Raw genomic sequence first — 20,807 nt, 5'->3', positions numbered from 1 at the left:
CTTACCGGTAACTTTATGTCTGTGACCGGAGACCAAAATGTTAAATCGACCGAATGCTCGCGCAATTTCATTGGCGCGCCAAGACAATGCGGGCCGGGCGTGGCGTTGGGTTTCAGGTTCTTTGGTTGCGGTCGGTGCGTTGTTTGCGGCGGGGGTGGTCGACGCAGAATCACATGAAGGCGTCATTCAAAGTCACGGTTACAATGAATACGGTGAACTCAAATATAGCGCTGATTTCACCCACCTCGACTATGTGAACCCTGAGGCCCCTATTGGTGGCGAGGTCAGCATTTCCACCAGCGGCACCTTTGATAACATGAACCCATTTGCCACGCTTAGTGGTACGCCTGGGTTAATGTCTTCGATGATGTATGAACGCTTGATGACTTCAACAGATGACGAGGTCGGTTCAGACTACTGCCTTTTGTGCACAACGATTGAATATCCAGAAGACCAGTCATGGGTCATTTTCCATCTGCGCGATGATGTGACATTTTCTGATGGCACGCCGATGACGGCACATGATGTGATTTTCACGCATGAATTGCTGCGTGAACAAGCGACCCCTTCGTATCGTACGGCGATTTCTCAGTTGGTCGAAAAATACGAAGCTTTGGACGACTACACGGTTAAATTTTCGTTTAGCGCGGATGCGCCAGAACGGGGCCGCGTTTCGCAAATGGGCGCGCAGATCGTCATGTCAAAGGCATGGTTCGAAGAAACTGGCGCGCGTCTGGATGAAGCGCGGATGGAGACGTCGCCCGGAACGGGCGAATATATGATCGGCTCGATTGAGCCGGGACGGCAACTGATTTATACGCGCAATCCTGATTACTGGGGCGCTGACATGCCGATCAATGTGGGGCGGGGCAATTACGATTCGATTCGCGTCGAATATTTCGCCGATACATCCGCCGCGTTCGAGGCGTTCAAAGCAGGTGAATTCACATTTCGCCGCGAAAACAGTTCTTTGAACTGGGCGACGTCATATGATTTCCCAGCTATTGAGAAAGAATGGGTTGTCCGCGACACGTTGGATGATGGCACATTGCCTGCCGCAACTGGCTTTGTTTTCAACCTGCGTCGCGAAAAGTTCCAAGATCGGAACGTGCGTCGCGCCTTGGGGTTGATGTTCAATTTCTCTTGGACAAATGAAAACCTGCAATACGGGCTGTTCCAGCAGCGTGAAAGTTTCTGGGAGAATGACCGGCTTAAGGCGGCCGGTCTTCCCGAAGGGCGCGAACTTGAAATGCTCGAAAGCGTGCGTGAATATCTCCCCACCGAGATCTTCACCGAAGAGGCGCTCTTGCCGCATGAAAGCGGAGAGCGGGCATTGGATCGCGGTAATATGCGCCAAGCTCTCGTGTTGATGGAGGCCGCAGGATATACAATTGGCGATGACGGTCTGCTGCATGACGCCAATGGAAATACGCTGGATATCGAATTTCTGGAAACACGGCAGAGCTTTGACCGCGTTATCACCCCATACATTGAGAACCTACAGCGATTGGGCGTGAACATCACATACAACCGCGTTGATCCTTCGCAATATCAGGCGCGTACGCAGGAAAATGATTTCGATATCATCTTTGGATACTACGTGAACGGTCTGCAAGAGGGCCGCGGCATCCGGCAGCGATACGGCTGCGACAACAAAGATGACGTGTTCAATCCAGCAGGCTATTGTTCGCAGGCGGTGGATGAATTGGCAAAACTGGTCACAGCCGCAGAAGATTACGATGAAATGGCTGCGGCTGTCCGCGCTATTGATCGCGTCATGCGGTATGAGTACTTCATCGTTCCGGTCTGGTATCTGGGTAAAAACTGGGTCGCCTATTACGATATGTATGAATACCCGGATAACTTGCCTGAATTTGGGTTGGGCTACCTAGACTATTGGTGGATTAATCAAGACAAGGCTGACGCCTTGGCGGCTGCTGGCGCGTTTCAATAAAGAACTGATATGGGCGCTTATATCCTTCGACGGCTCTTGCTGGTGATCCCCACATTGTTGGGGATCATGATCATTAACTTTGCACTCATCCAATTTGTCCCCGGTGGACCGATTGAACAAATCCTTGCCAATCTCGAAGGAAACGGTGACGTCTTCGAAGGCATTTCTGGTGGGGGCGGGGACGCGTCCTTTGGCAGTGAAACCGAGAGCGATTATATTGGTGGTCGTGGTCTGCCTCCCGAATTCATCGCCGAATTAGAACGCGAGTTTGGCTTTGATAAGCCGCCGCTCGAACGGTTCTTGAACATGATGTGGAACTACATGCGCTTTGACTTTGGCGAGAGCTATTTTAGGTCAATCAGCGTGTTTGATCTGGTGATGGAAAAAATGCCTGTGTCGATCACTCTTGGGCTTTGGTCGACGTTGATTGCCTATTTCGTTTCGATCCCGCTCGGCATCAAAAAAGCCGTAAGGGATGGATCTGCGTTCGATACTTGGACCTCTGGTGCAATTATTGTGGGTTATGCGATCCCCGGATTCTTATTCGCGATTTTGCTGATCGTTTTGTTTGCTGGTGGCTCTTATTGGCGGTTCTTCCCATTGCGGGGGCTGACGTCGTCTGATTTCGACCAACTATCGTTGATTGGCAAAGTTCTGGACTATTTCTGGCACATCACGCTGCCGGTGCTTGCCTCGACGATCTCTGCTTTTGCGACGCTGACGCTGCTTACCAAAAACAGTTTCTTGGACGAAATCAAAAAACAATATGTCATCACCGCCAAGGCCAAAGGTTTGTCCGAGGGGCGTGTGCTTTATGGGCATATTTTTAGAAATGCGATGCTGATCGTGATTTCTGGCTTTCCGGCGCTATTTGTTGGGGTGTTCTTTGGCGGGTCGCTGATCATTGAAACGCTGTTCTCGCTTGATGGTCTGGGTCGCCTTGGGTTCGAGGCAGCCGTTGCCCGTGATTACCCGGTTGTCTTTGGTACGTTGTTTGCATTTTCGCTGATTGGTTTGGTGATCGGGATTATTACTGATCTGACCTATGTATTCATTGATCCGCGCATTAACTTTGAGGCACGCGGATGAAGCTATTGTCACCTCTTAACCAACGCCGTTGGCGCAACTTTAAACGGAACCGCCGCGCTGTCTGGTCGTTGATCATTTTCGGTGTGCTGTTTGGGCTGTCATTGATGGCAGAATTCATCGCCAACGATAAACCCATCGCCGTGAACTATCGCGGTGACATTCGGATGCCGATCTTTCACTTCTATTCAGAGCGTGATTTCGGCGGCGATTTCCCAACCGAGGCAGTCTATAAGGACGCCGAGGTCGAATGCCTGATCGTGACAGGCGGATTAGAAGACTGTTTTGACGATCCAGACGGATTGATCGCAGCAGTGGATGCCGGCGAAACCCTCGACGGTGATTTTTCTAAGGGTTGGGTGATCTGGCCTCTGATCCCTTATTCTTACAACACAATCGTTGACGTCAAAGGCGTCGCCCCAGCTAAGCCAAGCGCTGACAACTGGTTGGGCACGGACGACACCAAACGCGATGTTGTGGCGCGCGTGATTTATGGTTTCCGGCTTTCGATTGCTTTTGCCCTGATTGTGACCATTGCCTCATCGCTGATTGGTATCGTCGCGGGCGCTGTTCAGGGGTATTTTGGTGGCTGGACTGACCTGATATTTCAACGTTTCATCGAGATATGGACAGGAACCCCATCGCTCTACGTGATCATTATCGTCTTCGCGATTTTAGGACGAAGTTTCTGGCTCCTTGTGTTTTTGACTGTGCTCTTCGGATGGCCTGCGCTTGTGGGTGTCGTGCGGGCAGAGTTCTTGCGTGCACGGAACCTTGAATATGTTCGCGCGGCTAAGGCGCTGGGTGTGAAAGATCGCACCATCATGTTCCGACACATGCTGCCCAATGCAATGGTCGCGACAGTAACAATGCTGCCCTTCCTTGTGACCGGGGCGATCGCAACGCTCGCGTCGCTCGATTTTCTGGGGTTTGGATTGCCGTCGTCGGCGCCTTCCTTGGGTGAGCTGACTTTGCAGGCCAAACAGAACCTACAGGCGCCGTGGCTGGGCTTCACAGCTTTCTTTACCTTTGCGATCATGCTGTCACTGCTTGTTTTCATCTTTGAAGGTGTGCGTGACGCCTTTGATCCACGTAAAACCTTTGTGGCTGACGGTCTGGTTGATACGGCAGAGCTGTCCTTTGGCAATGTAGACGGGGCAGGGGAATGACCACTGTTTTGGATGTGCGCGATCTGCGCGTGGGCTTTCGTCAGGATGGCAGTGTTACTCATGCGGTGCGCGGTGTGTCCTTTCAGGTCCAAAAGGGTGAGACCGTTGCATTGGTGGGGGAATCGGGTTCAGGTAAATCCGTGACCGCTTTGTCTAGCGTGCAATTGCTGGACGATAGCGCCGTGATGGCCGGGTCCATAAAATACAATGGCGAAGAAATGGTCGGCGCGGACGAGCGGACCTTGCGCCGTGTACGTGGCAACGACATCAGCTTTATCTTCCAAGAGCCGATGACCTCGCTCAACCCGCTGCACACGATTGAGAAGCAGCTTCGCGAGTCGATTGAATTACATCAAGGACACTTGCTTCGTCGTGTGGGGCAAAAGAGAAGCACGGCAATCGCCAGAAGGCATAACTGGACGCCAGCCAAAATGGCGTTTGTAGCTGGTAGCATGTCGATTTTCCCGCCGACAATTCTTTTGGTTCTAAAGGCAATGTCAGTACTCGGTTCATTTCTGTTTGCGTGGCTGTGCTGCTTTGTTTTGTTCACTGCCTTTGGCTATTGGTGGGGAGGGAAACTTAAACAGCGGAATGAAGAAACGATTGTGGATCACGATGCGATAAAGCTAACTGATCCGGTCGGTGCACATGTAATTGACCTATTAAGGCGTGTAGGCATCCATGAGCCCGAAAAGCGTCTTGGCTCATATCCACACCAATTATCAGGTGGGCAGCGCCAGCGGGTCATGATCGCGATGGCACTGGCCAATCGTCCTGAACTACTCATTGCAGATGAGCCGACAACCGCGCTCGACGTTACCATTCAGGCGCAGATTCTGGAATTGCTCGCGGAACTTAAGCGCGATGAAGGCATGTCGATGCTATTCATCACCCATGATCTCACGATCGTTCGCAAGATCGCGGATCGTGTCTGTGTTATGAAAAACGGTGAGATTGTCGAGACTGGTCTAACCAACGAGATATTCGCCAACCCGCAACACCCTTATACCCAGATGCTCTTGGCGGCAGAATCGACTGGTCTGCCTGTGCCTGTTGCGCCAGACGCGCCCGTGGTCTTGCGCACCGACAAATCGCGCATTTGGTTTCCTATTCACGCCGGTTTGCTCAAGCGGACAGTCGGTCATGTCAAGGCTGTCAACGAAGCCTCGCTTGAAATCCGCGCGGGCGAGACGCTTGGCGTCGTCGGCGAAAGCGGATCAGGCAAAACCACCCTTGCATTAGCAGTGATGCGGTTAATCAGCTCCGAAGGGAAAATCGCCTATCTGGGACAACAGATCGAAACGCTATCGGCCAAGCAGATGCGCCCGCTGCGTAGCGAAATGCAGATCGTGTTCCAAGATCCCTATGGCTCGCTAAGCCCGCGTATGACTGTCGCGGAAATCATCGCCGAAGGTCTGGGCGTGCATGGGGTCGAACCTGGGCGCAATCGACGAGAGATGGTCAGGGAAATCATGCAAGAAGTGGGGCTCGATCCGGATACGATGGACCGCTACCCACATGAATTTTCTGGCGGGCAACGACAGCGGATCGCGATCGCTCGGGCGATGATCCTGCGTCCGAAATTCGTCGTTCTTGATGAGCCAACCAGTGCATTGGATATGACCGTTCAGGTGCAGATCGTACAGCTATTGCGTGACCTGCAGCAAAAATATGGACTGGCCTATCTGTTTATCAGCCACGACCTAAAAGTCGTGCGGGCGCTATCCCACAAGGTTATGGTCATGAAGCAAGGCGATGTCGTTGAGGCAGGAGACGCAGACGCGATTTTCGATGCACCGCAAACCGATTACACACGCGCTCTGATGGCCGCAGCGTTTGAGGGAAAGGTTGTTTGAAAGTGTCAATTCTGAAGCGTTAATGTCTGCTACGCGGACTCTGCAGTCATTGATCCTATCTCTTCCAATGGCCGGTTTTAGCGCTTAGCGACAGGCCCATATACGTTTGGCCCATGATAAGATTTTGGAAGTTCTAAAGCTGAGCGAGAATGGTATTGGAGAACTATGGATTACAGCAAATCGACTAGAAAACGGCTAGATGCAAAATCACTTGAACGATCTGTGGCGCATTGGTTGCGTCACGCTGTAGAGCTTGAAGCGTTGCTTGATATTCATCTTGCGTGCGGGTTTCCGAATGCGTTCGACCTAATTAAGAATACACTTCACCAGGGAAGGAGCGATTGGAACTATACTGATCGCATCGAAGGCCATAGCCGTATTCTTCATCGGCCTGAAAATATTCAGAACTTCGGTGATTCAGAGTTGCAGTGCCGTCGAGTCGAAGTGCTACTGCTCAACATCCCTCAGGTACTTAGTAGCGAGCGGCCCGTTGTCGACATGGAGTACAACCTAGAACGGTTACACAATGCGCTGGGTAGTATGGGCTACCCGGTAAAGTTGGCTTGGCCACTCTGGAAAACTTACTGGGAGAATTGGCTATCCGCCGAAAACCTAGCCTAATTAAAGCCGGGGGCTGTTGATTTTGTCGTGGCATCAGGTTCCCATTCACACCACGATGCTACGCTACCGAAACACCTTCAATCCGCGCTTGGTCGCAAATATCGAGCTTCGCGTCATCAGACCAAAACCGCTTCTTACTAATGCGAATGGAGCGCGCATAAGTGTCCACCATCGTTAGTGGACACTTAGCCAAGCCTTGGCGCTTCCGTTAGAGAAAGTTAGCCAAACGCTTACTCTAACCTCAGCTTTTCGCACCTTGTAGTCATATGTGCGTAGCGTAGCATTTGTCATTTCGGGCTCTAAGCGGCCTTTGCTCCTTCCACATGTTTTGGCATGTGTGGAGGGTGAAATCGACGTTAACCTTCAGATCCAATCATGAAGCATGTCGTGCCGCGTGCTTGTAGGCGGCGGCAGGCGAGGTCGGCGCCTTCGCGGCTGAGGCCCATGAAATTTGCGTCAAAACCACCCGAACGTTGCACAACGCGGCGGAGTGCGCCGTCGAGTGTGCTCATTTCATTCAAGGCGACCCGCAGCAAGACGCGTTCGGCATCATAGCGGCTGTTGTAGCGGCCGACGTTTACGCCCCAGTGGCGACCGCCTGAGGTTGAAATGCGAGTGACCACCTCTGGGCCTGCATCGGCAACAACAGCGGCAGGTGGCGCAGTTGCGGGCGCTTCTACGGCTGCAACTGTTGTGGTTTGCAGGCTTGCCGGGCGGAGATGCGGTGTCACTGCCGGGGTATCGCGTGCGATCAATGTTGAGGTGGTTGGTTGCAGCGCGGTTTCAGCGGGGGCTTCTACGACAACGGTTTCCGGCGCGACTTCCGGTTCGGCCATTGCTTCGACCAAGGCCGCATTGATGGCGTCGTTCAATACGTTATCTACGGCGGGTTCCTCGGCTGCGGCGACGAGGATCTCGGCGACAGGTGCTGTTGGCAATGGTCGTGCGACGGGGCGCAAGCTACGGCTGACCAAGCCGGAACGGCGCTGGGTCGAACGGCTTTGCGTTGCTGGCGCACTGGTGAGCATTGCCGCCGGTGGATTGGGCCGACGGATCGTTGCGCGCGATGGGGCACGGTTAAAGCCCATATCCATCAGTTCCGTCACACGTGCATTGCGCGCAGTCGTCGATGATCCGCCGAACACCGTAACGATGATACGTTCCTGTCCGCGCTGAGCAGAGGCCACAAGGTTAAACCCTGCGGCGCGTGTGTAACCCGTTTTGATGCCGTCACCGCCTTCGTAGGCATCAAGCCAACGGCGATTCGTGTGGCGGACAGTGGCAATGCCCGCATCGGCCGTCCGGCGCGAAAAAAGGTTATAGTATTGTGGAAAATCATAGATCACGTGGCGACCCAGCACGGACATATCACGTGCTGTCGAAAGGTGCCCGGATTGTGTCAAACCATGCGCGTTGTGGAATGTCGTGTTGCGCATACCCATTGCGCGGGCGGTCCGATTCATGCGTGTGGCAAACGCTTCTTCGGAGCCGGAAATCGCTTCGCCAATGGCGGTGGCCGCGTCATTGGCCGATTTGACAGCCGCTGCACGCAGCAAATACCGCAGGCGGATCGTTTGCCCTGCACGAACACCAAGTTTTGAAGGAGGTTCAGAGGCTGCGTTCCGGCTAATGCGTACTTCGGTATCAAGTGTGATTTCACCGCGCTCAATGGCCTGAAATGCAATGTAGAGCGTCATCATTTTCGTCAATGATGCAGGGTGTAACCGCGTGTCAGCATTACGTGAATGCAGCACTTCTCCCGTGCGGGCGTCCATCACCATTGCTGCATAGGGTGCAGCAGCTGCGCGTATAGGCGCAAGCAAAGTTACGATCAAAAATGCGAATAGATACAGCCCATTAAGGGCCAATTGTCCCGGACGACTTGCCACGTCGCTTGCCTCTTATATTTACTGCCTCTGGTCCCGAATTTTCCGGTGACCTTATTATTATGAGCAAAGGCTAACATAACTTCGCTTTTCGGAAAATACCCTATTTTCAAAGACTTTTATTGTGATCATAAAGCACAAAATCGCACATGTTGTGCCGCAAATTTGGGCCTGCGCTAAATGGCTGAATTTCGTTCGCAACACAGGGGTTTTCAGACGAGATCAGTGTCTTATATATGGGGTTCACCAAACTGGGCAGAGCGATGTTGGCTGATTTACACATGATGGCAGATAAAAAGGGCGACGACGATGGCGGCGACCTCGGGGTTGCGCTTGAGACAAAGCCCAAGACCAAACGCCCCCCAATGTACAAAGTCATGATCCTGAACGACGATTTCACGCCGATGGAATTCGTTGTGCTTGTGTTGGAACGTTTCTTTGGTTTGTCCCACGCGCAAGCGTTTGAGCTGATGCTGACGGTGCATAAAAAGGGTGTTGCAGTTGTTGGTGTCTTTAGCCATGAGATTGCAGAAACCAAGGTTGCGCAGGTGATGGATTTTGCTCAGCGTCATCAGCACCCGCTACAATGCACGATGGAGAAAGAATAGCGCCGCGTCGTTATTCGCAAAAACATGTCACAGTCTCGCTTAAGCACCGCTCTTGATGACGGCCTTCTTGTGTTGCCCGAAGGTGAAATCGCGATTTATCGCCCGTCTGCCACCTATGATATTGCCGGATTACCGCGCGAGCAGCTGCGTATCGTGCATGGGTTCTATCCCGATTACGTCGCTTGGAAAAACGCCGGATATCCAGTGTCCCAAGAACCGAGCAAAGCTGCCGTCGCAATTGTCGTTGTGCCGCGTGCCAAAGCTTTGGCGCGGGCCATGGTTGCGCAGGCTTGTGCCATGGCTGATGTGGTAATTGTGGACGGCCAAAAAACGGATGGTGTCGATAGCGTTTTCAAGGAATGCCGCAAGCGGTTAGGGACATTGCCGTCGGTGACCAAAGGACATGGCCGCATTTTTTGGTTTGACGCGACCGACGCATTTGCGGATTGGGCAGCCCCAGCGCCAAGCAAAGGCGCGCACGGCTATGTCACCACAGCTGGCGTATTTTCGGACGGGGCCGTTGATGCGGGGTCTGCGCTATTGGTTGATGCGCTTCCTGATAAACTGCCTGCCCGTACGGCAGACCTCGGCGCTGGCTGGGGCTATCTGGCGGCACCGGTTCTTGAGCGTGAGAATGTTCAGTCTCTTGATCTGATTGAAGCAGAGGCGCTGTCGCTGACATGTGCAAAGCAAAACGTTTCAGACCCACGCGTGCGTTTCCATTGGGCTGACGCAACCCAGTTTCAGCCCGAAGCATCCTTTGACGGCATTGTGATGAACCCGCCGTTCCACACAGGGCGTGCTTCTGATCCGTCCTTGGGGCGGGCATTCATTCAATCTGCTGCTCGAATGTTAACCCCAAGCGGAAAACTCTGGATGGTTGCGAACCGGCATCTTCCTTATGAAACCACCTTGTCCGAATGTTTCCGTAATGTGGACACGATTGGCGGGAATGGTGCGTTCAAGGTTTTTCATGCCAACCGTCCCAAGCGGTAATTGGCGAAGGAGTAACACGATGTCATTTTCGATTTCTGGCAAGACCGCCATTGTTACCGGTGCGGCCAACGGTGTTGGCCTCGCGATTGGGCGTCACTTTGTGCGCGAAGGCGCGAATGTCGTCTTTGCTGATATGGATGAAAAGGCGCTTTGCCATGAAGTAGGTGAAGCCGCTGACAAAGAGCAAAACGTTCTGACATTTGCCGGTGATCTACGCAAAAAACTGACGATCGCAAATTTGCTATCGGCAACAATTGACGCCTTTGAACGGGTCGACATTTTGGTCAACGCCTCACGGCAAGTGCTCCAGACTGATCCACTTGATCCCGACGATAACAGTGTCGAAGAACTGCTTCAGCAAAATACGATGACAGCCCTGCGGGTTAGCCAAGCCGTCGCGCGCCGTATGATCAAGCAGGCCGGTGATGAACCGGCTGGCCATGTAGGGTCGATCGTGAATATCAGTTCAATTGCCGCGCGACGCACACATCCTGATTTGCTGGGTTACTCGGTCAGCTCTGCCGCGCTTGAGCAGATGACACGGTCGTTGGCTGTGGCCCTTGCGCCCAATGGCATTCGCGTAAATGCCGTGGCCTTTGGCAGCGTCATGAGCGCGAGTTTGAAGGGATCGTTGAAAGGCTGCGAGGCAGACCGCGAAGCCATCGTGGGCAGCACGCCGCTGCACCGTATCGCGAATCCGGGCGAGGTATCAGACGCTGTGCAATATCTGTCGTCAGATGCGTCCAGCTTTGTAACCGGGCAGGTGATTACAGTGGACGGTGGCCGGACCCTATTGGATCCGGCATCGGTGGCCTGTCACTAATTATTCCGGGTGTATCGCGATACATTGCGCGACCATTTGATCGGAATTTGCCTGCGCCTGGACAAGGCGCCGTTCTAACTGTTCTAGCTTGGTTTGTTCGGCATCAAGGTCGATGGCAACCGGGCGTGTCGATGTATATGTTTCGGTTTCGTTACACGGGAAGCGGAATGTTTCGCCTTCCTTGTTTTCGCCACGGCACATTTTTGTCAGCGTGCGGACGTCTGTTGTCTCTGCCAATGCATAGCCACGCGCCAAATTGCCGCGCGCCTCATTGATCAACGCCCGCAGGACATAGAGGTCCTGATTAGCATCACTAATACATTGCTCTCGTGGGGTTGCGCAGGCAGTCAGCGCAATGATTGGCAGCAGAATAAGGGCGGGGCGCATAGGTAATTCTCCGGGACTTGATCTAGATCATCGTTAGCAGATTGATATCCTGCAAAGAACCTAACATAGAGTGTTATTCAATATCACAGTGCAAAAGGGGCTGTTATGTCAAACGGATTTGAAGCGGAAAAAAGCAAAGCATCGGCTTGGTTTCGCACATTACGCGATCAGATCGTTGCAGCCTTTGAAGCATTAGAAGATCGCCAGCCCAGCGACGCGCCCGCGGGCCGATTTGAAGTGACAGAAACCAAGCGCGCATCAGAAACTGGCGAAGACGCAGGGGGTGGCCTGATGTCTGTCATGCGTGGCGGCCGCGTCTTTGAAAAAGTGGGCGTGAATGTATCTACAGTCTACGGCGAACTTGGCCAAGCGGCGCAAAAATCTATGGCTGCGCGTGGTGTACCGGGCATGGATCAAGACCCGCGGTTTTGGGCATCTGGTATTTCGCTTGTCGCGCATATGCAGAACCCGCATGCGCCAGCGGTTCATATGAATACACGCATGTTCTGGACGCCACATGCGTGGTGGTTTGGTGGTGGCTCTGATTTGAATCCTTGCATCGAATACGACGATGACACCGAGCATTTTCATGCCGTGCAAAAAGAACACCTCGACCCGCATGGCGCCGATCTCTACCTGCAGCTCAAGAAGTGGGCGGACGAATATTTCTATATTCCACACCGTAATCGCGCCCGCGGTGTTGGTGGAATTTTTATGGATGACCGTTGCACCGGAGATTGGGAAGCCGACTTTGCCCTGACCCAAGATATCGGCCGCGCGTTTTTGCCAGCGTACCTGCCGTTGGTTGACCGCCGTCGCGAAATGGCATGGGGCGAGGCCGAAAAGGACATCCAGCTGATCCATCGCGGTTTGTACGCGGAATATAACCTTGTCTATGATCGCGGGACCAAGTTTGGACTGGCGACAGGTCATGATGCGAACGCCGTCCTCATGAGCCTGCCCCCATTGGCGAAATGGGCCTAGCAGGGATCGATATCTCTGTGCTGATGGCCTTTGCGGGCACGGCGATGCTGATCGAATTAACCCCCGGTCCAAATATGGTCTATCTCGCGGTGGTTGCCGCGAGCCAAGGGCGCAGACTGGGGTTTGCTGCCGTGGCAGGCGTCGCACTTGGCCTTGCATTGGTAGGGATTGCGGCCGCTTTGGGGTTGGCCGCGTTGATCAATGCGTCACCTGTGTTTTATCAGGCGCTTCGTTTTGGTGGCGTGGGATATATGCTTTGGCTGGCGTGGGATGCGTGGCGTGACGCGGATGAGCCTGTGCAGCAGGTCGCCCATGGAATTGCAGCGCGCACTTACTTTCGACGTGGGTTGATCACGAACCTTTTGAACCCAAAGGCTGCCGTTTTCTATGTTGCGATCCTGCCGAGTTTTGTTGATCCGGCTTTGCCGGTGGTTCCTCAGACGCTTGCCCTTTCGGCGGTGTTTGTCGCGGTTGCGACGATTATTCACGCGCTCATTGTCGGTTTGGCGGGGACTGCTCAGGTTCTGCTTGAGGACCCAAAGCGCAGCACATTTATTCGGCGTGCCTTAGCGCTTGCGCTGGTCGGGGTTGCACTGTGGTTCGGCTGGTCAACGACCCTTAGTCAACCGTGATAAATTTAGGGCCGTTGATCCCGCGATTGTTGATCGTAGTATCGGTTTGATCGGCTGGGTTTCCCTTGGCGATTTGGCGCAGCATCATGCCTGCCAGTTCGGGTGATATTTCGCCATCACTTGCCTCGCTCAAAAGGCGGGCAGCGCGATCAGGGGCGAAATGCACCATCGCGCGCGCAATCCGCATGGGTATCAGCCCCGCTGGCCGTTCAACGCCGATAGGCGAACGAAGCGCTGATCGTTCCACTGGTGTCGCTGGCACAAATCCGATCCAGCCGATGACCATGATCATCAGGCCAACCCAAGCGCTGCGTATCCCGTGAAATATCACGCGCAGCGTCAGAGGCATTTGCAGCCTAGCCACCGCGTACTGTGTCGATCATCAGTTGGACATTATCCGGGTTCGCGTCCGGCGTAATCCCATGCCCAAGGTTAAAGATATGCGGCCCCTTGCTAAAGGCATCGCAGATGCGGCGGGTTTCATCAATCAGATCCTGACCGCCAGTCACCATATGTGATGATTTCAGGTTGCCCTGAACGCATCCGTCAATTTGGACATGCTCCGCAGCCCAAGCCGCATCGACCCCATCGTCAAGAGCAACACAATCGGCACCCGTTGCGGCGTGGACGCCGGCGTATTTTTCACCGGCTCCACGTGGAAATGCGATGACCGGAATTTCAGGATGTTTTTCTTTGATGGCTGCCGTGATTTTTTGCATTGGCTTGATCGAGAAATCAGCGAAATCGTCACCTTGTAGTGATCCTGCCCAGCTATCAAACAGCTTTACGACCTCGGCGCCTGCCTCGATCTGTTTGGACAGATAGGCGATTGTGCCTTCGGTCAGGCGGTCAATGATGCCTGCGAATACAGCACGGTTTTCAGCCTTGAGCGCGTGTGCAGGGCCTTGGTCAGGGGTGCCTTTGCCTGCAATCATATAGGTCGCAACAGTCCATGGCGCACCGGCAAAGCCGATCAACGTCGTTTCCTTTGGCAGTTCTTGCGACAGGATTTTGACTGTCTCATAGACGGGGTTCAGCGTCTCATGAATTGCTTCGATCGGCTTGAGTTGCGCGAGGCCATTTGCATCCGTGATTGTAGATAGGCGGGGGCCCTCACCCGTTACGAACCACAGATCAGCACCCAGCGCCTGCGGGAGTAAGAGGATGTCCGCAAACAAAATAGCGGCGTCGAACCCGTATCGACGGATGGGTTGCAACGTGACCTCGGCCGCCAATTCCGGGTTATAGCAGAGCGACAAAAAGTCGCCTGCCTGCGCGCGCGTTGCCTTGTATTCGGGAAGGTAACGACCCGCCTGACGCATCATCCAAATCGGCGGGGTGGGCAGTGTCTCGCCTGCGAGAGCCCGAAGGATGGTTTTTTGCTGCGTCATAGGGTCTTCCTTTTCATTTCAACGGTGGTCCCAATTGCTTGGCTTATTGTCAAGCGAGATCACGGTCGCTAACAGACTAGGCATGACATTCGATATGCCCACACCCGCCCGTAGTTTTAAGATCGGAACCCGTGGTTCGCCGCTGGCCTTGGCCCAAGCACATGAAACCCGTGATCGGCTGATGGCTGCGTTTGATTTACCGCAAGATGCGTTTGAGATTTGTGTGATTAAGGTCACGGGCGACCAAATTCAGGATAAGCCGCTGCGCGAAATCGACGGTAAGGGGCTGTTCACCCGCGAAATCGAAGAGGCGCTGTTGGACGGTTCCATCGACATTGCTGTCCATTCGACCAAAGACATGCCGGTTGCCCAACCTGATGGTTTGGTCATGGATACATTTTTGCCGCGCGAAGACGTGCGCGATGCCTTTGTGTCGTTGAAGTATAACGCGCTGACAGATTTGCCGGATGGCGCAGTTGTTGGGACATCATCAACGCGGCGTCGTGCACAGCTGGCTGCGCGGTTCCCGGCGCTTAAGGTGGTCGAGTTTCGTGGCAACGTGCAAACACGATTAAAGAAACTCGCTGACGGCGTCGCAGACGCGACCTTTCTTGCGACGGCTGGGTTGCGCCGTTTGCATATGGATGACGTGCCCTACACATCCATTTCCCCGGATGAGATGTTACCCGCTGTTGCCCAAGGTGCGATTGGCATCGAACGGCGCATCGGTGATGATCGCGCGGAAAAAATGCTCGCGGCTATTCACGATATTCCAACCGGACATAGGATTACAGCAGAGCGGGCGTTTCTGGCGCGGCTGGATGGATCTTGCGAGACGCCAATTGGCGCGCTTGCAGAGCTTGATGGCGATACCTTGCGTCTACGTGGCGAAATCCTGAGCGAAGATGGCTCACGCGTCCTGACGGATGATGTGACGGGTCCAGTTCAATCCGGGCCAGAGATGGGGAACGCAATGGCCCTGCGCCTGCTGTCGCGGGCAGGGCCGGATTTCTTCAAGACCTGATTGACCTAACTTGCAGGTGGGATGACCTTGCCAGGGTTTAAAATCCCTTTGGGGTCAAGCGCTGCCTTGATCGCGCGCATCGCGTCCAATGCGACGGGATCTTTGCGGCGACGCATCGTATCCAGTTTGGATATGCCGACGCCGTGCTCTGCGCTGAACGATCCGCCGAGTTCTTGAACCACGTCTTCGACAGCTTCGACCATGGCTTTCATGGCGTCCGGATCATTGCGGCTGACAAAGGTTGTGTGGTGAATGTTCCCATCGCCCAGATGGGACACGATAACCTCGACACAGTCAGGATCAATTGCCTTGAGGCGGGGCGTGATTTCGCGCTCGAATGTACCGACCTTATCCAGCGGAACTGCAATATCCGTGTTCACAAAGGGATCACCTTTAACCAGAATCTCGCCTGCTTCTTCGCGGCGGCGCCACATCTCGGCGCGTTGCGTTTCATTCTGTGCGATAACGGCATCCAAGACGCGACCATCTTCGAGCATTTCACCGAGTATCTGTTCGAGATGGGCTACGACAGGAACCTCACCGTCTGCATTTGGCGTGGCATCCCGTTCGGCGGTCGCGCCGACTTCGATCAGGATATTGACGTCATAGCTGTCTTCAAAGGGTGGCTTTGCGTCATCCATGATTGCGATGTGGCGGTCGATATAATTGCGCGGCATATATTCAAACGCCTCAACCGCGCCGCCTGTGCTGTCTTGCATCGTATGCAGTAGCCCCAAGGCATCGTCCAAAGTTGGCACTGCGATCATAGCAGTCGCATAGGCGCGTGGCTTGGGCTTTAGCTTCATTATTGCGGCGGTAATGATGCCAAGAGTGCCCTCGGCACCAATCATCAAATGCCGCAGATTTAGCCCTGAATTATCTTTGTGCAGCGCGCTCATAAGATTCATGATGCGTCCGTCCGCCATCACCACCTCTAGGCCAAGGCAAAGATCGCGGGTGTTTCCGTAGCGCAGCACATTCGATCCGCCCGCATTGGTGGATAGAACCCCACCGATCATCGCAGACCCTCGGGCACCAAAGGTGAGCGGAAAGATCAGGTCATGTGCGTCGGCTGCGTCATGCAAGTTCGACAAAATTACACCTGCCCCGACGGTTGCGGTGCGCCCTGCGACGTCAATGTCGTGAATCGTATTCAACCGATCAACCGAGAGCACCAGCGCGTCAGTCGCAAGCGTCGCCCCTGTCAGGCCCGTATGCCCAGAAACCGGAACAACTGGTGTGCCAGACGCATGGGCAAGCTTCATGATTTGTGAGATTTCTTCAGTAGAACCGGGGCGCAATACAGCGATCGGTGCACCTTTGTATTGGCCTGTCCAATCCGTTGCGTAGGGGGCTGCGTCCGCGCCCGTAAGTACCCGATCTTCGCCAATAATCTTTGCGATATCGCTGCAAATGCCCATAAAACTCTCCCTCGGTTCCTCGACAGCATTGCTAGCCGCAATTGTGAGGCAGTAAAAGGTCAGAGTACGATCAGTTGTTTACGTTTTCGGAGTTTCGCACGGTGGCAAGTAGAATCATCACAATGAGGCCCAATCCAAAAATCATGGCATTGTAGGCCCAGCCGTTGAGCACAACGATTTTCAAAAGCACCAAGATCAGCGCGATCCCGGATGCTGCACGCGTCCAGATGTAGGCAACCAGCCAAATACCAAGCAGAATGAGCGCTCGATGATAATATGCGTCAAAAGTTGGCCCGTAACCTAATGGTTCAAGCAGGATTGTCAGTGATTCTATAGGGGAGGCGGGGATGTCATTGAGGCCGATGAAACCAATGGCGCTAAGGATTAATCCCGCAAGAGAACACACAGTATGGGAAACAAAATGCATATGCGATTCCGGAACAAATAAACGAGTTACGTACTCAGTATAGTCCGGAGAGTTCTGGAGGTAAACTTAAAGGTGAGTATTTTTGAACGTTTAAACTTAAGGGCGATCAGCCTTCGCGCAGTGTCACGAAAACTTTCGTTTCAACTGGGCGAAGGCCTCTCCGCGGAATTTAGGCGCGGGAGAACCGGCAACCACACCAACACACAACAGTACAACTAGCAAAACATCTAACATTTGGTTCTCGCTTTCTGGCCTAGTGGCAATTTCAGTCAGCCACATTCAACCGCATGATGATATTATTGCCATGTTTTTCACCGCACTCATATATACCCTTTAGTACAGTCTATTTTCTTATCCATTCGGATAGGTAATTCGGAATATCGGATTAAATTATAATTTAATTGCGCAGCAATACTGTGAATTGAATTAATCATAATAGAATTAATGGAGAGTGGTGGTGGCGTGGGGGAGATTTGAACTCCCGACCTAACGATTATGAGTCGTTCGCTCTAACCAACTGAGCTACCGCGCCGAACCACGAGGGACCGATTAAGCAATGGCGGGCAGGGTGTCAAACCGATTCTTTGCGGTTTTGTGGGATTTCTTTTGGTCACACGAAGGGGACGTAAATCCGCGTGACAAACGACGCTGATTTTTGCAACATTTGCAGGCCACAAGAGGATCAAAGATGACAGGTTTCCTGACAACGCATGTTTTAGACACCGCCGCTGGCGTGCCCGCAGCGGGGATGCGCGTTGACTTATTTCGGCTCACCGATGGCACGCGGGCACATTTGGTGACGATGACAACTAACGATGATGGCCGCACGGATAGCCCGATCTTACCAGCCGAGTCGTTTGCCGTGGGACAATATGAGCTCGTTTTTCAGGCTGGGGCGTATTTCGGACGGGACGAAGAAAACAGCTTTGTGGATGAGGTGCCCATTCGCTTTGGAATCAATGATCCCAATTCGCATTATCATGTACCGCTATTAGTCTCGCCTTTTAGCTTTTCGACATATCGGGGCAGCTAGGCGCGAAAACTCCATCGTGTGGTCTGGCGGTATGGGGCGTCTGGAGACACAGTGATTGACGGAAAACCACGATGGTTTGGTGCGTCCGGCCAGCGCTGTGGTTCGATTGCTAGTCCTTCGTATGTGGAGCAACCGGGGCGTTGTGCACCGCCTCCATCATAGATTTGAATGCCCGGTTCTGTTGTTGCAATCGACATCGCCACGCCGCTCGCGCCAGTCAGTGTTAGGACTTCGCGTATGTCTACGGGGGTGTGTGAGAGGCAGAAATTATGGTCAAGTGCGGGAGATGCCTTTTCCAATAGCCGCATGTTGCGGAAATCCATATCGGTGTCGCTCACGTCGCAGATTTCACCAGTTGGGGCAGTGGCATCGTTGATCGGCAGGTAATGATCGGCGGCTATCCGCAAGCTGTGACCATCCCAATCCGGCGTGCCGTCTAAGTTCCAATAGCTATGGTTGGCAAAATTCATCAGCGTCTTGGTATCCGTCTCGCCCGTGATTTCGAGTGTCAGCGATGCGGGTGCAGTCACGGTGAAGGTTGCCGTGATTTTGCGGTGGCCGGGCAACCCGTTCACCCCGTCCGGCAGTGTAACGGTTAGCGTGACGCTGTTTGCGCTTTGATCCTGAACGGTCCAAAGCTGCTTATGAACACCGTCACTGCCGGAATGCAGGTGGCCTATCCCGTTTTCGTTACGCTCAAGTTCATACATCATGCCTTCTAACCGGACACGCGCGTTGCTGATCCGGTTGGCGATCGGGCCGACGAGCGCACCGTGATAGCCCATCGATCCAAAGTAGTCGTCGATATTCGACGATCCAAGCGTCAATGAATAGGGAATGCCGCTCAGCCGGACATCTTGAATGATGGCCCCAAAGGTCAAGATACTGACGCTAAGATCGCCATCGGCAATCGTAATCTCGTCGATTTTGTCGCCGTTTGCGGTTGTTCCAAAGGCCATATTGGATTCCTTGGTCTATGTCCGCTGGCGCGGATGATTTGAGTATTTTGAACAAAGCGAGGTTTAGAGCTGTACCTGATGTTCGCGTTGCCCTTTGATGTCTGTCTCAACGCAGAAGGTGCGCCCATTACTTTCGCTGGTGGGCAGACCCGTTGCCGCGGAAGTGCAGAACAAAGTTGTCAGGTTGTCACCACCAAAGGATGGGCAGGTGGTCTGTGGTGCAGGGAAATCAAATGCTTTGATAAATGTGCCGTCAGGTGCATAGCCCGCGACGCGGCCGCGACCCCACTGTGCGTTCCACATGTTGCCGTCGTGATCAATTACGGACCCATCTGGTCGATCCTCGGTTCCCGAGAGGTCAAGGTAAAGCGTCGGTTCGCTGGCTGGCCAGCCGTCTTGGTCGAGTTGGACCTGCATGATCTTTTGGGTCGGTGTGTCCGTAAAGTAAGCGGTCTTACCGTCGGGGGCGAAGCAGATGGCATTTGAGATCGTGATCGGCGCAAAGAGCTGGCGGAGCTCGCCTTTATAGTAGCGGTAGATCGCACCAGCGTTCTCTTGGGCTTCGATGCCCATGGTGCCGATCCAGAAACCACCTTGCGGATCGGCGCGCCCGTCATTGGAACGTGTGACGGGGTTATCCGCCTCGAGCGGGCAAATTTCGGTGCGTTCGCCCGTCTTGATGTCGAATTTTAGCAAGGATTTGGCTGAAGCGATCATCAGCGTATCCGTATCCACCCAACCTGCGGCGCTGACATAGGTGTCAAATTTCCATTCTTGGCCTTTTGTGTGGAGCCTGTGGTTCAAGATGTCGAACCAGAACAATTGGTTGCGTGTGGGGTGCCAGAGTGGACCTTCGCCTAATTGGCATGCGGTGTTGTCAAAAATCATGATGATGCCTCGTCAAATGCTGAAACGATGTGCTGCGCGCAGGCACGTAGGTCTGCGATTGTCATTCCTGGCTGATAGAGCGCACTGCCAATGCCAAAACCATCGGCAGTGGCGTCGAGCCATTCTTTGAAGTTTTCGGGACCCGCGCCGCCGACGGCATAGAGCAGCGTAGTTTGGGGCAGAACCGCGCGAAACGCCTTGATCCCAGCAGGGCCGACGATGGATGCGGGGAAAATCTTAAGCCCATCGGCGCCAGCCTTGAGTGCAGCAAAGCCTTCGGTGGGTGTCATGACGCCCGGCCAGCTTTGCATTCCGGCGATTTTTGTGGCGACGATAACCCGCTGGTCACAATTGGGCGAAACGACAAGTTGACCCCCAACTTGCGCCACGCGGCCTGCATCATCGGGCGACAAAACGGTGCCAGCCCCGATCAGCGCGTCCTGCCCAAAGGCGGTTGTCATCGCCTTTATACTGTCAAAGGGATCGGGGGAATTGAGCGGGACCTCGATTTTCGTGACCCCCGCATCAATGAGCACCTCTGCCGCGAGGGCGGCCTGATCAGGTGTAATCCCGCGCAGGATAGCGATTAATGGGCGGCTCATTTGGTTTCCTTTTGCGGTAGGTCGTGCTGGGGCAGCAGTGTTAGCGGTATCGATCAAGTG

General features: G+C 53.8%; 21 protein-coding genes and 1 tRNA gene. 12 read left to right on the top strand and 10 right to left on the bottom strand.

Annotation, left to right across the window (positions count from 1 at the left end; all coding sequences use genetic code 11):
* The first annotated feature begins 37 nt into the window (after positions 1-37).
* From TW80_RS08100 to TW80_RS08080, 5 genes are all read left to right on the top strand, one after another.
* Positions 38-1,954: an extracellular solute-binding protein gene (locus TW80_RS08100; protein ID WP_045996728.1), complete on the top strand. Its 1,917-nt coding sequence runs from the start codon at positions 38-40 to the stop codon at positions 1,952-1,954.
* 9 nt (positions 1,955-1,963) lie between these two features.
* Entirely contained in the window at positions 1,964-3,043 is a 1,080-nt protein-coding gene (locus tag TW80_RS08095; RefSeq protein ID WP_045996727.1) for a microcin C ABC transporter permease YejB, read from the top strand.
* Entirely contained in the window at positions 3,040-4,209 is a 1,170-nt protein-coding gene (locus tag TW80_RS08090) for an ABC transporter permease (protein ID WP_045996726.1), read from the top strand. The genes TW80_RS08095 and TW80_RS08090 overlap by 4 nt, the downstream gene beginning before the upstream one ends.
* Complete coding sequence (locus tag TW80_RS08085) at positions 4,206-6,065, top strand: ABC transporter ATP-binding protein (RefSeq protein ID WP_084625733.1); 1,860 nt, start codon at positions 4,206-4,208, stop codon at positions 6,063-6,065. Before TW80_RS08090 ends, TW80_RS08085 begins: the two co-directional genes overlap by 4 nt.
* A 165-nt stretch (positions 6,066-6,230) precedes the next feature.
* Positions 6,231-6,686 (top strand): hypothetical protein, encoded by a 456-nt coding sequence (locus tag TW80_RS08080; RefSeq protein ID WP_045996725.1) that lies wholly within the window; start codon positions 6,231-6,233, stop codon positions 6,684-6,686.
* Positions 6,687-7,042: 356 nt separating this feature from the next.
* Here the strand turns inward: TW80_RS08080 and TW80_RS08075 are convergent, their stop codons facing one another.
* The gene (locus TW80_RS08075) at positions 7,043-8,575 is read right to left on the bottom strand and encodes a D-alanyl-D-alanine carboxypeptidase family protein (RefSeq protein ID WP_045996724.1); all 1,533 of its coding nucleotides are present in this window, start codon (positions 8,573-8,575) and stop codon (positions 7,043-7,045) included.
* Between the two features lie 260 nt (positions 8,576-8,835).
* On the opposite strand from TW80_RS08075, the gene clpS reads away from it, so the two are divergent.
* The 3 genes from clpS to TW80_RS08060 are packed head-to-tail and all read left to right on the top strand — an operon-like array spanning position 8,836 to position 10,999.
* The gene (gene clpS / locus TW80_RS08070; protein WP_045996723.1) at positions 8,836-9,180 is read left to right on the top strand and encodes an ATP-dependent Clp protease adapter ClpS; all 345 of its coding nucleotides are present in this window, start codon (positions 8,836-8,838) and stop codon (positions 9,178-9,180) included.
* Positions 9,181-9,204: 24 nt separating this feature from the next.
* Positions 9,205-10,176, top strand: coding sequence for a methyltransferase (locus TW80_RS08065; RefSeq protein ID WP_045996722.1), 972 nt, complete (start codon positions 9,205-9,207; stop codon positions 10,174-10,176).
* A 19-nt stretch (positions 10,177-10,195) separates the two neighbouring features.
* Positions 10,196-10,999: an SDR family NAD(P)-dependent oxidoreductase gene (locus tag TW80_RS08060; RefSeq protein WP_045996721.1), complete on the top strand. Its 804-nt coding sequence runs from the start codon at positions 10,196-10,198 to the stop codon at positions 10,997-10,999.
* On the opposite strand, the gene TW80_RS08055 is transcribed toward TW80_RS08060, so the two are convergent.
* Positions 11,000-11,386, bottom strand: a complete 387-nt coding sequence (locus TW80_RS08055) for a hypothetical protein (protein WP_045996720.1) — start codon at positions 11,384-11,386, stop codon at positions 11,000-11,002. It abuts the gene before it with no gap.
* A 105-nt stretch (positions 11,387-11,491) separates the two neighbouring features.
* Between TW80_RS08055 and hemF the strand changes: the two genes are divergently transcribed.
* Both hemF and TW80_RS08045 read left to right on the top strand, forming a co-directional pair.
* Positions 11,492-12,370 (top strand): oxygen-dependent coproporphyrinogen oxidase, encoded by an 879-nt coding sequence (gene hemF / locus TW80_RS08050; RefSeq protein WP_045996719.1) that lies wholly within the window; start codon positions 11,492-11,494, stop codon positions 12,368-12,370.
* Positions 12,361-13,002: a LysE family translocator gene (locus TW80_RS08045; RefSeq protein ID WP_045996718.1), complete on the top strand. Its 642-nt coding sequence runs from the start codon at positions 12,361-12,363 to the stop codon at positions 13,000-13,002. Before hemF ends, TW80_RS08045 begins: the two co-directional genes overlap by 10 nt.
* On the opposite strand, the gene TW80_RS08040 is transcribed toward TW80_RS08045, so the two are convergent.
* Positions 12,989-13,351, bottom strand: a complete 363-nt coding sequence (locus TW80_RS08040) for a hypothetical protein (RefSeq protein ID WP_045996717.1) — start codon at positions 13,349-13,351, stop codon at positions 12,989-12,991. The two genes, TW80_RS08045 and TW80_RS08040, sit on opposite strands and share 14 nt — an antisense overlap.
* Before the next feature lie 7 nt (positions 13,352-13,358).
* Positions 13,359-14,393, bottom strand: a complete 1,035-nt coding sequence (hemE, locus tag TW80_RS08035; RefSeq protein ID WP_045996716.1) for a uroporphyrinogen decarboxylase — start codon at positions 14,391-14,393, stop codon at positions 13,359-13,361.
* A gap of 82 nt (positions 14,394-14,475) precedes the next feature.
* Here hemE and hemC point away from each other — a divergent pair, with 82 nt between their 5' ends.
* On the top strand, positions 14,476-15,417 hold the full coding sequence (gene hemC, locus TW80_RS08030; RefSeq protein ID WP_045996715.1) for a hydroxymethylbilane synthase: 942 nt from the start codon (positions 14,476-14,478) through the stop codon (positions 15,415-15,417).
* Positions 15,418-15,422: 5 nt separating this feature from the next.
* Here hemC and TW80_RS08025 read toward each other — a convergent pair whose 3' ends face one another.
* The 3 genes from TW80_RS08025 to TW80_RS08015 all read right to left on the bottom strand — a co-directional run bounded on the left by TW80_RS08025 (position 15,423) and on the right by TW80_RS08015 (position 17,797).
* Positions 15,423-16,838 (bottom strand): FAD-binding oxidoreductase, encoded by a 1,416-nt coding sequence (locus TW80_RS08025; protein WP_045996714.1) that lies wholly within the window; start codon positions 16,836-16,838, stop codon positions 15,423-15,425.
* Between the two features lie 70 nt (positions 16,839-16,908).
* Positions 16,909-17,265: a hypothetical protein gene (locus TW80_RS08020; RefSeq protein ID WP_045996713.1), complete on the bottom strand. Its 357-nt coding sequence runs from the start codon at positions 17,263-17,265 to the stop codon at positions 16,909-16,911.
* Positions 17,266-17,720: 455 nt separating this feature from the next.
* Positions 17,721-17,797 (bottom strand) — tRNA-Met (locus TW80_RS08015).
* A gap of 156 nt (positions 17,798-17,953) precedes the next feature.
* Here TW80_RS08015 and uraH point away from each other — a divergent pair.
* Positions 17,954-18,298 (top strand): hydroxyisourate hydrolase, encoded by a 345-nt coding sequence (uraH, locus tag TW80_RS08010; RefSeq protein WP_045996712.1) that lies wholly within the window; start codon positions 17,954-17,956, stop codon positions 18,296-18,298.
* On the opposite strand, the gene TW80_RS08005 is transcribed toward uraH, so the two are convergent.
* The 3 genes from TW80_RS08005 to TW80_RS07995 form a co-directional block, all read right to left on the bottom strand.
* Positions 18,295-19,257, bottom strand: a complete 963-nt coding sequence (locus TW80_RS08005; RefSeq protein WP_045996711.1) for an aldose epimerase family protein — start codon at positions 19,255-19,257, stop codon at positions 18,295-18,297. The genes uraH and TW80_RS08005 overlap by 4 nt on opposite strands.
* A gap of 63 nt (positions 19,258-19,320) precedes the next feature.
* Entirely contained in the window at positions 19,321-20,145 is an 825-nt protein-coding gene (locus TW80_RS08000) for an SMP-30/gluconolactonase/LRE family protein (protein WP_045996710.1), read from the bottom strand.
* Positions 20,142-20,747, bottom strand: coding sequence for a 2-dehydro-3-deoxy-6-phosphogalactonate aldolase (locus tag TW80_RS07995; protein ID WP_045996709.1), 606 nt, complete (start codon positions 20,745-20,747; stop codon positions 20,142-20,144). Before TW80_RS07995 ends, TW80_RS08000 begins: the two co-directional genes overlap by 4 nt.
* Positions 20,748-20,807 lie beyond the last annotated feature (60 nt).

Origin of the sequence: Loktanella sp. S4079 (genome assembly GCF_000967725.1) — a bacterium.
Taxonomy (GTDB): Bacteria; Pseudomonadota; Alphaproteobacteria; order Rhodobacterales; family Rhodobacteraceae; genus Yoonia.
The sequence above is the reverse complement of the archived record's forward strand: the minus strand, read 5'-3'. Positions and strand labels throughout refer to the sequence as shown.

Coding starts and splice junctions, on each gene's coding strand:
- TW80_RS08100 (WP_045996728.1), top strand. CDS start 38: ATGTTAAATCGACCGAATGCTCGCGCAATTTCATTGGCGCGCCAAGAC.
- TW80_RS08095 (WP_045996727.1), top strand. CDS start 1,964: ATGGGCGCTTATATCCTTCGACGGCTCTTGCTGGTGATCCCCACATTG.
- TW80_RS08090 (WP_045996726.1), top strand. CDS start 3,040: ATGAAGCTATTGTCACCTCTTAACCAACGCCGTTGGCGCAACTTTAAA.
- TW80_RS08085 (WP_084625733.1), top strand. CDS start 4,206: ATGACCACTGTTTTGGATGTGCGCGATCTGCGCGTGGGCTTTCGTCAG.
- TW80_RS08080 (WP_045996725.1), top strand. CDS start 6,231: ATGGATTACAGCAAATCGACTAGAAAACGGCTAGATGCAAAATCACTT.
- clpS (WP_045996723.1), top strand. CDS start 8,836: ATGTTGGCTGATTTACACATGATGGCAGATAAAAAGGGCGACGACGAT.
- TW80_RS08065 (WP_045996722.1), top strand. CDS start 9,205: ATGTCACAGTCTCGCTTAAGCACCGCTCTTGATGACGGCCTTCTTGTG.
- TW80_RS08060 (WP_045996721.1), top strand. CDS start 10,196: ATGTCATTTTCGATTTCTGGCAAGACCGCCATTGTTACCGGTGCGGCC.
- TW80_RS08055 (WP_045996720.1), bottom strand. CDS start 11,386: ATGCGCCCCGCCCTTATTCTGCTGCCAATCATTGCGCTGACTGCCTGC.
- hemF (WP_045996719.1), top strand. CDS start 11,492: ATGTCAAACGGATTTGAAGCGGAAAAAAGCAAAGCATCGGCTTGGTTT.
- TW80_RS08045 (WP_045996718.1), top strand. CDS start 12,361: ATGGGCCTAGCAGGGATCGATATCTCTGTGCTGATGGCCTTTGCGGGC.
- TW80_RS08040 (WP_045996717.1), bottom strand. CDS start 13,351: ATGCCTCTGACGCTGCGCGTGATATTTCACGGGATACGCAGCGCTTGG.
- hemE (WP_045996716.1), bottom strand. CDS start 14,393: ATGACGCAGCAAAAAACCATCCTTCGGGCTCTCGCAGGCGAGACACTG.
- hemC (WP_045996715.1), top strand. CDS start 14,476: ATGACATTCGATATGCCCACACCCGCCCGTAGTTTTAAGATCGGAACC.
- TW80_RS08025 (WP_045996714.1), bottom strand. CDS start 16,838: ATGGGCATTTGCAGCGATATCGCAAAGATTATTGGCGAAGATCGGGTA.
- TW80_RS08020 (WP_045996713.1), bottom strand. CDS start 17,265: ATGCATTTTGTTTCCCATACTGTGTGTTCTCTTGCGGGATTAATCCTT.
- uraH (WP_045996712.1), top strand. CDS start 17,954: ATGACAGGTTTCCTGACAACGCATGTTTTAGACACCGCCGCTGGCGTG.
- TW80_RS08005 (WP_045996711.1), bottom strand. CDS start 19,257: ATGGCCTTTGGAACAACCGCAAACGGCGACAAAATCGACGAGATTACG.
- TW80_RS08000 (WP_045996710.1), bottom strand. CDS start 20,145: ATGATTTTTGACAACACCGCATGCCAATTAGGCGAAGGTCCACTCTGG.
- TW80_RS07995 (WP_045996709.1), bottom strand. CDS start 20,747: ATGAGCCGCCCATTAATCGCTATCCTGCGCGGGATTACACCTGATCAG.